The organism is Gracilimonas sp., from assembly GCF_035704785.1.
Classification (GTDB): domain Bacteria; phylum Bacteroidota; class Rhodothermia; order Balneolales; family Balneolaceae; genus Gracilimonas.
This window is the reverse complement of sequence record NZ_DASSWP010000078.1, coordinates 1-13,098: the sequence shown is the minus strand read 5'-3', so window position 1 is coordinate 13,098 and position 13,098 is coordinate 1. Positions and strand designations below refer to the sequence as shown.

The following is a 13,098-nucleotide window of genomic DNA, read 5'->3' as shown; positions in this document are numbered from 1 at the left end:
TGTTTAAGCCATCAATAAAGTTCCTTTTCCTAAAAAGTCAGTTAGATTATTTTCTATATTGTTGTTCCAATTAAATCTTAGTCTTCAGTGTTTTTAAAATCGAAAGAAGTATATGCTCACTAAGAGAATTATTCCCTGCCTTGACATCAAAAACGGGCGAACCGTAAAAGGCGTAAATTTTGAAGGACTTCGTGATGCAGGCGACCCGGTTGAACTCGCAAGACGTTACAGTGAAGAAGGTGCTGATGAACTTGTATTCCTTGACATCACCGCTACGCTCGAAAAACGAAGAACATTGGTTGAGCTCGTCAAAAAAATTGCCAAAGAGATCAACATTCCTTTCACGGTTGGCGGGGGAATTAAGACTGTTGACGAAATTGAAGAACTATTAAAGTCAGGCGCTGATAAAGTTTCCCTGAACAGCAGCATCGTTAAAGATCCTGATCTTATTACAAAAGCATCTGCCGCTTTTGGAGCACAAGCAATAGTTGCGGCTGTAGATGCCAAGAAGAACAATGACAGCTGGAATGTCTACATCAAAGGAGGAACTGAAGACACCGGTTTAGATGCTTTGGAATGGATGCAGGAAGTAGAAAAACGCGGCGCCGGCGAAATCCTTCTTACCAGCATGGATAGAGATGGGACCAAGTCAGGATTTGATATTGAGCTGCTCAAAAAAGTGAATAGTTTGGTTCACATTCCTGTAATTGCCAGCGGCGGAGCCGGCACCGTTCAACATTGTATTGATGCTGTAAAATTAGCTAATGCAGATGCTGTTCTTGCCGCCAGTATTTTTCATTTTAAGGAGATCGAGATCAAAGATCTAAAAAAACAGATGCAAGATTCGGGTATCGAAGTCCGCCCTGTGTAAGCAAACTGCTTTATTCTTCAACCAAGTAAACTTCACTTGCTACAGCCTGGCCCAGTACCTGTTCTTTTTCAGCTTCCAGCTCTACTTTTATTGGGCCATTAAAAGGTGTCTTCTCCAGCACTTTGATCTTAACCCCGGGTATTACCCCGATCTTTTCCAGATATCTCAATAACTCAGGATCTTGATCTTTGACACGCCCAATGATATAAGAAACATTCTCTTTAGCATCAGCAATAGAGAGCTGCGCCATTTCAGGCATCACCCCGTCTTTTGAAGGGATGGGATCACCATGAGGGTCATGGGTGGGATGATTAAGCAGCTCCGCGATCTTATCTTCAAATTGTTCCGAGATATGGTGTTCCAGATTTTCTGCTTCATCATGTACTTCATCCCAGGAATATCCCATTATTTCCTTGAGATACAATTCAAGTAAACGATGATGACGCAAGACTTCCAAAGCAATTTTAATGCCGGCAGGAGTTAACTTAGCTCCTTTATAAGATTCGTGATCCAGTAATTTCATCTTAGCTAATCGCTTCAACATATTGGTTACGGAAGCGGAAGAAACATCAAGGGCATTTGCAATCCTTGTTGTAGTGGCGGTCTTCCCCTCCGACTGCAGTACATAAATTGCTTTAAGATAATCTTCAATAGACTGACTAAGTCCCATAAATAGTGCGTTTTTTAAATTCTATCAATAATACGAATTGCCTGATAAGATATTTAAGCAAATTTTCATTTATTGATTGGCGGATGCATCTGCTTTTATGATGACCAGTGTCATATCATCATGCTGTTTTGCCATTCCCTTGAACTCATTTACATCATCAATTATTATCTCAAGTATCTTTTCTGAAGATGCCTTCCTTACCCCTTTTACCAATCGCTCAAGTCTCCCCTCTCCATAAAAATGATTTCCAGAATTCAGCATTTCTGTTATACCGTCGGTGTATAGAATTATTACATCGCCTTCTTTAAACTTAAGCGTAGCTTCCTCAGTAAGTCTTATGAACTCATCGTTTTTTGAAACCCCGATCCCAATTCCATTTGGCTTGAGCCATTCCGTATCCCCATTCTTTCTCACAACTAACATCGGATTGTGGCCGGCCCGGGCAAAAGTAAACTGACGTTTATCGGCTTCAAGTATGCCATAGATCATGGAAATAAAAGTACCGCGTGTAGAATTCTCATTGAACAACCGGTTAAGCTGATTTAATAATTCTACCGGCGATAAGATCAATGCACTTAAGCTATGAAGTACGCCTTTAGTAAAAGTCATGTAAAATGCGGCCCGTATTCCCTTTCCACTTACATCACCTATGGCGATGGCTGTACGTTGTTCCCCGAGGGAGATCATGTCATAATAATCACCTCCGGTTTCCTGTGCCGGAATACAGATTCCGGCTATGTCAATACCGGGTAAGTGGTGTATTTTGGAGGGCAAGAATGTTTGCTGAACCACACGAGCAATGGAGAGTTCTTGCTTGAGGCGTTGCTCTTTTGCCTGATCTTCTATGTAGGCAGGCACGTATTCAGGAAGCTCTTCCCTGTCACTTCCTTTCATTACAAAGTAGGCTCCCAATGCTGTGAACGTCAGTAGTACTAAAACAAATAAATAAAAAGTATTGGCATCCGGTGATCCACTAACAACCCAGCCTTTGGAAGTGCTTAAAAAATTCACAAATACAAAAGTCCCTAAAACAGTGGTCAAGAAGTCATATCTCACATAAAAATAACCGAGAGCTAAACCAAGAACAGCTTTCATCATTCTATCGTAGGCATCCGGTTCAATATGAAAAGGGAGGATATCCAGAAGGCAAAACAGTATAGCACTCATTATTGGAATTACCCAATTTCGGTCGATCACCCCTTTTATTTGATTTCCTAAGATCAAAAAAGTTGGAATCACTATGACCAATACCATACTTGTGGTAACCATAAGGTTAGCTAAAGATGGAAGAAAATAATTATCTGATATAAACCCTGTTTCAGCTGATAAATATGAAGTGGGAATGACTCCTAAAAATATTCCTACGATCCCTGTTAATATACCGGCAATGGCAATAGCATTGATAATACCCCACCCTACCGGTTTATTTGCAAAAAGCCCTCTTCTAACAAGATCCCAGGTTTTTAGTTTTTCAGGCCAGTATTGCCGGGTAATGGAATCACTTACTGCTGTTATTACAAAAAACCCAACAGCACTTACAGCTCCCAGAACAGCCAGTCCCATCAAACTGTTTACAACCTGATTGGCTTCAGTGATTCCTTGCATCAACCCAAGCTCATTAATGAGTTGTAATATCCAAAAGCCCGGAATTAGAAAACCTGCTAATACCGCAATTACCATCGCAGGTTTGGTATCAATAGCACGTGCCTTAATCCTCAGATAGAATATAAATAGCAGCCACAACCCAAAAACCAAGACTACAAATAAGGCAATACTCGTTACCATATCTGTATAAAAATTGCTTTCTGCCTGTAACTCCGGAGATAGATCATACTCCAGTGATTTCAACGAACCCGCAGGGAGTACATCCATGGTAATATTTGCACGAACTCCTGTCGCCGAATCTTCAGCACTTAAAAAAGCCCTCGCGAACCGAATTCCGGCTTCATCAACTAACTCTACAGAATCTTGTTTTAGATCTAAATCAGCCCAGGCCGTTCTGTTGATGTAAAAATCAGCCAGATTCCAGATGTTACCCATCGTATAAACGTCTTCAGCCTGCCCTCCCCTTATTTCCCGAAGCCTTTCAATAATAGCTAAAGATTGGGTATTCGATGCTGATCCGTTGGTAAGGTGCTGGTAGTCAGTAAGTCCAGCTATTAAAGAATCTTCAAGTCCCCGCGAATATTCCTGTACCTGATCCTTAAAAACTGACCTTACTGCAAATCTATTGAATGGGCGCTGACGGCTTATCATTTCGTTACTGACAACCATGCGTACTACTTCTCCGGAAGTATTTAAGCCAAAGGTAGCTTGCACACCACTTACCTCGCTTTCAGTACTGTATTCCTGAATTTCCCAACTCATGAAGGGTATCTCTTGAAGAAATTGAGATGATTCGATCTTATTCTTTAACTCTTTAATACCCCATTTTTTTTGAAGGGAATCAATAAGCTCTGTCTCTGGAGTGAACTTTGTGTACGGAACAAAATCAAATGACTGATACTGCCAGCTTTGAAATACAGAATCTGCTTTTTCTATGATCTGAGCTTTTGGCTTCTCGATCTCATTGATAGTAAAAGGATGATTTAGCGAAAGTGTATAGAAAAAGTACCCTGCCCCCGCAAGCCCAAACACAATAATTATTAAGTCCCTAAAGAGTTTTTTACTCATTTCCATGTTATACTCTACGAAAAACTTGAATTAGGTTTCACTAATATCCTTAGATTAATTATAATTTCGAAACCCGAATGACTTTATATGTGCTTAATTACTTTCGCTTATAAACATCACCCTGAATATAATTTGATTTTAGCCGGAAATCGGGATGAATTTTATGAGCGTCCTGCCCGTAAAGCTCAGTTTTGGACAGATGAAGGGTATCCTGATATTTTAGCCGGAAAAGACCTTAAAGGCGGAGGCACGTGGCTCGGTGTAAATAAGGACGGAAGATGGGGAGCATTGACCAATTTCAGAGATCCCAAGATTCAAAAAGAAGATCCTCCCTCCCGCGGAGAACTCGTTCTCGATTATTTAAGGTTAGACTATTCAGCCATGGATTATTTGCAGGAGATCACAAAAAAGGCAGATGAATATAATGGCTTCAATCTGTTGCTTTGGGATTCTAAAGGATTTTATCACTACTCCAATCAGAATAAAAGGGTCACCAATATCACTGAAGGAATTCACGGTATCAGCAACGCCCTGCTTGATACCCCATGGCCTAAGGTAACATTAGCAAAACGAAGGCTTGAAGAGGTCGTTGACCGTGAGGAGATCGATAAAGAACAGCTTTTTAAATTATTGAAAGATGAGACCAAAGCTTCGGAAGATGAACTTCCGGTGACCGGAATCCCAAGACATTTAGAAAAAGCTGTTTCTTCCGTTTTTATAAAGACAGAAAATTACGGATCGCGCTGTTCTACAATTTTACTCATAGACAAAGAAGGAAAAATAGATTTCGCCGAACGTCAGTTTGAACCCGGAACCACAATTATCGATTCAGAACAACACTTTAATTTTCAGCAATAATTATTTGCCGAAAAATGCTGATCGTAAATCTGAACAATTATTTGTAATAAGATCTATTCCACATCTAAACTGGTAAAAGCCGGTTCTTTTCCTTCGGGAGTATACTTTTCCGGGTCCGGGATCTTACCAAATTTATAGATTATAGCAATAATGAGTGCCACGCCAACCGGATAAATGATCCAAACTGAGACATTCAGTACTAATGCACTTATCATGGCTAAAATACTTATCCCGCCCACAACCATAGCGTATGGCAACTGTGTATTTACATGTTCCACATGATCACATTGGGTTGCTATAGAACTCAAAATAGTGGTATCAGAAATGGGGGAACAATGATCTCCCCATACCGACCCGGCCAGTACAGCACTCACACTTGCATAAATTACTTCTAAAGTCATTTCAGTAGGAATTCCTGTCGCATTACCTATTTCCCAGGCTAAAGGTACTACCAAAGGCATCAAAATACCCATAGTACCCCAGCTGGATCCTGTTGCAAAGGCTGTTAATGCAGAAAGAACTAATACAATAGCAGGCATCCAATATGGATTGAGCGTTTCACCAAACACTGAAACAAGATAATCAGCAGTACCTAATGCAACCGTTACATCACTCAGAGCCCAGGCAAAAACAAGAATAAGCACACCATCAAACATAACGTGCATACCGTTCATCATGCCTTCCAGGGTTTTTTCCACATTAAGCAGCTTTTGAGAAAGCGTCATAGCAACTGCGACCACAACTGAAGCAAGAGATCCCCAAAGGAGGGCATTATAAGAATTCGCTGTTTCAATAATTGCCTGAATACTTTCGCCTTCACCGGTTACAAAAAGCCCGATAATGGTTCCAAAAACCAATGTAAGGATCGGAATGGCGGCATTTGCCCAATGCGATTCACTTCGTTTTTCCTCATCTTCTTCAATCTTCTCCTTATAGAGATTGTATTTGTCCAGCTTTGAGTCGTGCTTCGCTTTATACAGATCGATCCTTGCCTTCAGCATGGTTCCAAAATCACGCCCTGAATAGGCAATCAAGATCACGAACAAAATGGTGAAGAAAGCATAAAAATTATATGGCAGTGAATTTAGAAAAACCGAATAGGCCGCTTCATTAAAATCCGGCATTTCGGCTTGAGCCGTGGCAATAAATCCAACCATGGCTCCGATCCATGTACTTACCAAAGCTACGGTAGCAACAGGTGCAGCAGTGGCATCCACCAGATAAGCAAGCTTTGCTCGGGAAATTCGTAATTTATCGGTTAGTGGGCGCATGGTATTTCCCACCACCATAGTGTTGGCATAGTCATCAAAAAACACAATGAAGCCCATCAGAGAAGTCACCACCATTCCCTGAATTTTAGTTCTTACAAATCGGGTAATGGCTTTAATCACCCCACGGGTTCCTCCATTATCTGTAATGATACCTACCATACCACCTATCAAAATAGAAAACACAACAATGCTCATACGGTCAGGATCTGAGACTCCCGGAACTATGTAATCACTTAATGCTCCAAAAAAACTATCAAAAATACCTGAAAAAGTTAGGTCTCCGATCAGATAAGCGCCCATCCAAATTCCAAGGAACAGCGCGAAAAGAACCTGTCTGAATGCCAGTGCTATTGCAATAGCTACTAACGGGGGAAGAATACTTACCCAGCTTCCAATAATACCGGATGATGCTTCTACAGTTTGAGCATCAGCCCATGCAAGCTGTGAGGCTAAAATGAGAAAGGTACCAACTCCAATTAATGCGGCTATTTTCTTTTTCATGTAATGTCGGTTGCGTTTTTTTTAAAGTCGCTCAGAAAATAACATCTATTCAGTTAAAACCAAGATTGAAAGTTGTATACAGTTATTAACTTTTAACAGTATGAACTTTGAATTGTATATTTCATCCGCTTACTATCCGAGAGCAATAACCAGAATAATAATTTCACTCTATGAAAAATAAGATACTACGTTCTGTTTTAATGGTATTGATATGGACCTTTGGTTCAGCGACAATACTTTTAGCCCAGGGGGCATATAGTAATTTCAACGACTTAACGGACAGATTAAATCAACTCAACTCAAATTACGGGGATCTAACCTCACTTCAGTCTTTAGCAAAAACAGCGGATGGAAGAGACATTTGGGTGTTAACCATTGGCAGTGGAGATACAGAAAATCATCCTGCAATTGCCGTTATTGGAGGAGCAAAAGCTTCACATATTTTTGGAAGCGAACTTGCCATCACATTTGCAGAAAAATTACTGAGTAATTCCTCCTCAGAGGAGATCAGCGAGTTATTAGAAACGACTACTTTTTACATTCTTCCCCGAATTAACCCGGATGCAACTGAGCAATACTTTGCTGATCTGAAGTTTGAGAGGGATGTTAATACAATCTCTACCAATGATGACAGGGATGATGCTTTTGATGAAGATCCCTTTGAAGACCTGAATGGAGACAATCTTATTACTATGATGCGGGTTGCCGATGAAACAGGGAAATGGATGGTGATGTCTGAATACAGCCGTCTTATGAAAGAAGCCGATATCTCTAAAGGTGAAAAAGGCAACTACCATCTTTTCACAGAAGGTATTGATAACGACAGTGACGGACTTTTCAATGAGGACGGTGAAGGCGGTGTGAACATCAACAAAAACTTCACCTATGATTATCCCTATTTTGAGCCCGGAGCCGGAGAGAATATGGCCTCACAAATAGAAACCAGAGCTGTTTTAGATTTCTTGTATGAAGGGGCACCTAATGTATTTGCAGTTGTATCATTCGGGCCTGCTAATAATCTGAGCTCCCCGGTTAGTTTTAATCGTGGTGCGGTTAGTCAGCGGGTGATTACCGGTTGGTATGAGGAAGATGTTGCCATGAACAAGCTTGTTTCAGAAGCCTATAATGAAATTACAGATCTGGGTGATGCTCCGGCAGTTTCGGGACAACAAGGTGATCTATTCCAATGGGCTTATTTCCATTATGGGAGATACAGTTTCAGCACGCCCGGCTGGGCAGTTCCTGAGGTTACCGATGAGGAAGGAAATACTCAGAAGTTTGAATCAGATGAAGCCAAATTCCTGGCATGGGCTGATCACAATGATATTAATGCGTTCGTAGACTGGGAGGAAGTTGATCATCCCAATTTTCCAAATAAGAAAGTGGAAGTAGGCGGGATCAAACCTTATGTCAGCTATAATCCTCCTTATAACGAAGTTGATTCTGCGGCTGAAAATCATACCGATTTCCTTATTAAACTCGCCGGCATGAAACCCAATGTTAAACTGGTGAACTTCGAGACAGAAGAAGCAGGAAGAAATCTTACCAGGATATCTGTGGATGTTCACAACAGCGGAATTTTCCCAACCGCCTCCCGACTTGGAGAACGAACAGACTGGGTTAAAGAAGTAGTAGTAAAGCTGGATCTTTCCGATGATCTTGAGATCGTAAGTGGCGATGTGCAGGATATTATCGAAGCAATTGAGGGTGACGGAACCGTTAAAAAAACATGGCTTGTACGTGGAAGCGGATCTTTCACCATTACAGCCGGAGCACCAAATACCGGAATTTCAACTATAGAACAAAGGATTAGATAGTAATTGCCATGAAGAATTTTAAATATACATTGACATTATTTATATGCATGGGGCTCGCGTTGTCTTTTACAAACAATGCTGAAGCCCAGGTAACAGAAGGCGTATTTCCTGCCGCTGGTTCTCCAGCCAATCCGGAAGTTCCCGCAAGTTGGAATAAGTACTATAATTATCAGGGAATCTCTGAATTAACGGCTGCTTTGGCCGATGCCCATCCCGATCTTATTAAAAGAGAATCGATTGGAAAATCGTATGAAGGCAGAGACATTTGGTTACTGACGGTAACTAATTTCAATGAAGGGGATGCCGATCGAAAACCGGCTATGTATATCGACGGTAACATTCATTCCAATGAGATCCAGGGAACGGAAGTTTCGCTATACACTGCCTGGTATTTAGCTGAAATGTTTGGCGACAATGATTTCATTACCCAATTACTGAATGAAAAGACCTTCTATATAGTACCGACCATCAATCCTGATGGTCGCGAAAACTTTTTCTCAGCCCCAAATACAGCAAGTTCACCACGGTCCGGTGTCAAGCCTATCGACAATGATCTTGATGGGGAAGTCAATGAGGACGGTTATGATGACCTGAACGGCGACGGAAGTATCTCTATGATGCGCCGGAAGAATCCAAGAGGGCAATTTGTTGAACATCCCGAATATCCTGAACTGATGGAGCGCGTAGGTTCCGACGAGTTTGGTGAATATGAGCTGCTTGGCTACGAAGGCCTCGACAATGACGGTGACGGCCGCATCAATGAAGATGGCGAAGGGTATTATGATCCCAACCGTGACTGGGGCTGGAAATGGCAACCTGATTACATTCAGGGGGGCGCCCATAAATATCCGTTCTCACTTCCTGAAAACCGTGCGGTTATGGAATTTGTGATGGCACATCCGAATATTGCTGCTGCACAAAGTTATCATAACAGTGGAGGAATGATCTTAAGGGGACCCGGAGCAGCAGAAGATATTGACACCTATAACCGGCAGGATATTCAAGTGTATGATGCACTCGGAGAAATGGGTGAGCGTCTCATCCCCGGTTATAATTATTGGGTCGTTTATGATGATCTATATACCGTTTTTGGCGGAGAATTAGACTGGTTCTATGGAATCCGAGGTGCCTTCACTTTTACCAATGAGCTTTGGTCTTCGTTTGAGATGTTTAATGAAGACGATCGTTCTCGTGAAGATTCTTATGAATTTAACAAGCATCTTCTTTTCAATGATGCATTAGTAGAGTGGGAATCTTACAATCATCCTCAGTATGGTGAAATTGAAATCGGTGGCACCAAGAAAAACTTTGGGCGTGCTCATCCCGGTTTCCTCTTAGAACAAATGGCGCATCGGAACATGGCTTTTACTATTTATCATGCCTACCATACCCCTAATTTGGTGATCGATGAAATTTCCGAAAAAGACCTGGGCGGTGGCTTAAAGGAAGTAACAGCCGTTATTACAAATACGAGAATGATCCCCACTCATGCTAGCCACGACCTGATAAATAATATTAGTCCACCCAACTATGTAAGCATAGACGGTGCAGAGGTTGAAGCCGGTATGATCGTCAACAACCGAGACCTAAACCAAACCACCGAACAACCCCATAATCCGCAAAAATTGGAAGTGGATAACATACCCGGAATGAGTTCTGTAACGGTTCGATGGCTCATCAGTGGCGGCAATGATTACACTATTACCGTTGACAGCCAGAAAGGCGGGGTTGTTTCTAAACAGAAATAGAGACTTTTAGAATGTATCTCATAAAAAAAGGAGCTTATGAAAGTAAGCTCCTTTTTTATTTAGTCGACTAAACATCAAAGTTTCTGCAACGCCGTATCAATTCTTTTCAGCACTTCATCTTTCCCAATAAGCTCTAGGGCCGGAGTTAAGTCGGGACCAAAACCCTGACCACTGACAGCAACCCGAAGCGGCATCATTAGCTTTCCAAAACCCACTTCATGCTCTTCAATGGTTTCCTTGATCTTGCCTTTCAAAGTAACAGCTTCAAAATCCTCTTCTGAAAGCTGTTCGATCTTGTCACGATAGGCCTTCAAGATAACGGGGCTGTCATCTTTCCATTTCTTTAGCGCGTTTTCGTCGTACTCCTCGGGAGCTTCAAAAAAGAACGATCCCATACTTACAAATTCATCTACTTTTGAAACACGTTCGTGAAGTAATTCAATGACTTTAGTCAGAAATTCATCACTCCGGATCGTGAATTTAGACTCCTCAAATAAGACCTTTACCCGTGGTTTCAGTTCTTCCACTGAATGTTCCCGAATGTAGTTTTCATTATACCACATCAGTTTTTTATAATTGAACACCGCTCCGCCTTTCGAAACACGGTCGAGGGTAAACAATTCGCACAATTCTTTCATGTCATGGATCTCGGAATCATCACCGGGACTCCAGCCTAAATACGCCAGGAAATTTACCAAGGCATCCGGCTCATAATTTCCAGCTATATAATCCTTGGTGTTTACCGGGATCCCTTCACTTTCAGCTTTACGCTTGGAGAGTTTCCCTCCACTTGGGCTCATTATTAACGGAAGATGTGCCATCACAGGCGGTTCCCAGCCGAAGGCGTTGTAAAGCAAAATGTGTTTTGGCGTACTGCTCAACCACTCTTCACCTCTGATTACATGCGTGATCTCCATCGTGTGGTCATCTACCACATTTGCCAAATGATAGGTCGGCATTCCGTCGGACTTTAGCAGCACCTGATCATCCAGTCCTTCCGTATCAAAAGAAACGATACCACGGATCTCATCTTCAAACTTGATGCTTTCTCTGCGGGGTACTTTGAGCCGCACAACATATTCATCACCGTTTTCCAATCTCTTATCTACTTCATCCTGTGAAAGGGTAAGGCTGTTTTTCATGGACTGACGCGTAATCGCGTCATACTTTGGTGACGGATTCCCTGATTTCTCCAGGCGCTCCCGCATCTCGTCAATTTCTTCCACGGTATCAAATGCATAATATGCATGGCCAGCCTCTACAAGCTGTTTTGCATATTTGTGGTAAATATCCTTGCGCTCACTTTGTCGGTAAGGGCCAAAATCTCCGCCTTTACCGGGGCCTTCATCAATTTCCATCCCTGCCCATTCCAGTGAATCAATGATATCCTGTTCAGCATCTTCTACGTAACGCGACTGATCGGTATCCTCAATACGAAGTACAAAAGTCCCCCCATTATGACGGGCAAATAAGTAGTTATAAAGGGCTGTGCGGAGTCCGCCAATGTGTAAAAATCCTGTGGGCGAAGGCGCAAATCGTACGCGTACTGACATATGTTATTTTGTTTTGATGAATTCTTCTATTTCGGCTTTAAAGATAAGAAATTTTAAATGCTAAATTTTGAATGTTGAAATGGCTAAGTTTCCATTCAACATTTAAAATTAAAGCATTAAGCATTGCATTTAGCGCTTCTCCAACCTCAATTTGCTCCAAATTTATACGACCTTGCTGCTATGCTGAAAGCAGACGCCATTATCTGGGAAGATGTTGAGAAATGGTCGCGAAAAGGACGAACACACCGTGCTCAGATCCGCGGACACAATGGCTTGCAGTGGATCAATTTGCCCATTGTAACTGAAGACAAGGACAAAGCCATCAAAGATGTACGCATCGATCATTCCCGTGATTGGCTGGAGCCTTTATGGAACGCCATCTATCATAATTACCGTACCTCCACCTACTTTGATCTCTACATAGATGAACTTCGCAATGATTTTGAGACCGCTGCCCAATTCGAAAAGTTACTCGATTTTGATATGTATTTTTTTGAGCGCATGATGATCTATCTGGAGATCGATCATCAGCCTAAACTCTCCAGTACTATTCCGGAGTATGATACTTTCCCGGACCAATTCATGGAAAATGTTGGTGCAGAAAGATTGTATCTGGAGCATGAATCCAAAAACTACCAGCGGCAAACTGAAAGCGCGGTTACCGCTTTAAAACAGCATCCCGTTTATCCACAAGCTGTAGACGGATTTGTTGCGGGCTGCAGCTCTTTGGATCTGCTGCTTAATTGTGGAAAAGAAAGTTTTAAGGTATTGGAAGCATTAGTACTTGAAAATAATATCCGGAACGATCTAACTAACCCAATCGGGTAGAACTCCAACCTCAATTCCAAAAACCCAGCTTATTATTGTCATGGAAGCAAACGTTAGAAGGGCGATAAATAATAAATTCAGCCAAAATCCTGCATCCTCAGAGTACAAAAAATGTTTAAACACTTCCAACGCTTTCCATATTTCATTTTCAAAAGAATCACACATTATCTATTATCTGTCATGGAAAAAAAACCCATAGATGACATAAAACCTGAATGGCTCAAAGACTATACCGTAGTCGGTATTTTAGGTGTTATTTTCATTTTGCTTTTCTTTTGGTTCACCTCAACATTCAACCTCCCGTAAAT

Annotated in this window: 10 protein-coding genes; 6 read left to right on the top strand and 4 right to left on the bottom strand. The window is 41.7% G+C overall.

All coding sequences use genetic code 11. The annotated features are described in order from the left end of the window. The first annotated feature begins 112 nt into the window (after positions 1–112). A complete protein-coding gene (hisF, locus tag VFM80_RS04455) occupies positions 113–871 on the top strand; it encodes an imidazole glycerol phosphate synthase subunit HisF (protein ID WP_395069963.1) in 759 nt (252 codons plus the stop codon). Positions 872–881: 10 nt separating this feature from the next. Here hisF and VFM80_RS04450 read toward each other — a convergent pair whose 3' ends face one another. Then, positions 882–1,541, bottom strand: a complete 660-nt coding sequence (locus VFM80_RS04450) for a metal-dependent transcriptional regulator (protein ID WP_395069961.1) — start codon at positions 1,539–1,541, stop codon at positions 882–884. A gap of 69 nt (positions 1,542–1,610) precedes the next feature. After that, positions 1,611–4,214, bottom strand: a complete 2,604-nt coding sequence (locus tag VFM80_RS04445; RefSeq protein ID WP_395069959.1) for a PP2C family protein-serine/threonine phosphatase — start codon at positions 4,212–4,214, stop codon at positions 1,611–1,613. Between the two features lie 87 nt (positions 4,215–4,301). Here VFM80_RS04445 and VFM80_RS04440 point away from each other — a divergent pair, with 87 nt between their 5' ends. Further along, positions 4,302–5,072 (top strand): NRDE family protein, encoded by a 771-nt coding sequence (locus VFM80_RS04440; RefSeq protein WP_395069957.1) that lies wholly within the window; start codon positions 4,302–4,304, stop codon positions 5,070–5,072. Between the two features lie 53 nt (positions 5,073–5,125). Here VFM80_RS04440 and VFM80_RS04435 read toward each other — a convergent pair whose 3' ends face one another. Then, positions 5,126–6,844: a Na+/H+ antiporter NhaC family protein gene (locus VFM80_RS04435; RefSeq protein WP_395069955.1), complete on the bottom strand. Its 1,719-nt coding sequence runs from the start codon at positions 6,842–6,844 to the stop codon at positions 5,126–5,128. Positions 6,845–7,014: 170 nt separating this feature from the next. On the opposite strand from VFM80_RS04435, the gene VFM80_RS04430 reads away from it, so the two are divergent. Together VFM80_RS04430 and VFM80_RS04425 are read left to right on the top strand one after the other, a co-directional pair. Then, positions 7,015–8,661 (top strand): M14 family metallopeptidase, encoded by a 1,647-nt coding sequence (locus tag VFM80_RS04430; RefSeq protein ID WP_395069953.1) that lies wholly within the window; start codon positions 7,015–7,017, stop codon positions 8,659–8,661. An 8-nt stretch (positions 8,662–8,669) separates the two neighbouring features. Next, positions 8,670–10,409 (top strand): M14 family metallopeptidase, encoded by a 1,740-nt coding sequence (locus VFM80_RS04425; RefSeq protein WP_395069951.1) that lies wholly within the window; start codon positions 8,670–8,672, stop codon positions 10,407–10,409. Between the two features lie 74 nt (positions 10,410–10,483). Here the strand turns inward: VFM80_RS04425 and gltX are convergent, their stop codons facing one another. Next, the gene (gene gltX / locus VFM80_RS04420) at positions 10,484–11,962 is read right to left on the bottom strand and encodes a glutamate--tRNA ligase (protein WP_395069949.1); all 1,479 of its coding nucleotides are present in this window, start codon (positions 11,960–11,962) and stop codon (positions 10,484–10,486) included. Between the two features lie 123 nt (positions 11,963–12,085). On the opposite strand from gltX, the gene VFM80_RS04415 reads away from it, so the two are divergent. Together VFM80_RS04415 and VFM80_RS04410 are read left to right on the top strand one after the other, a co-directional pair. Further along, entirely contained in the window at positions 12,086–12,790 is a 705-nt protein-coding gene (locus VFM80_RS04415) for a WbqC family protein (RefSeq protein ID WP_395069947.1), read from the top strand. A 180-nt stretch (positions 12,791–12,970) separates the two neighbouring features. Then, complete coding sequence (locus VFM80_RS04410) at positions 12,971–13,096, top strand: hypothetical protein (RefSeq protein WP_395069945.1); 126 nt, start codon at positions 12,971–12,973, stop codon at positions 13,094–13,096. Positions 13,097–13,098 lie beyond the last annotated feature (2 nt).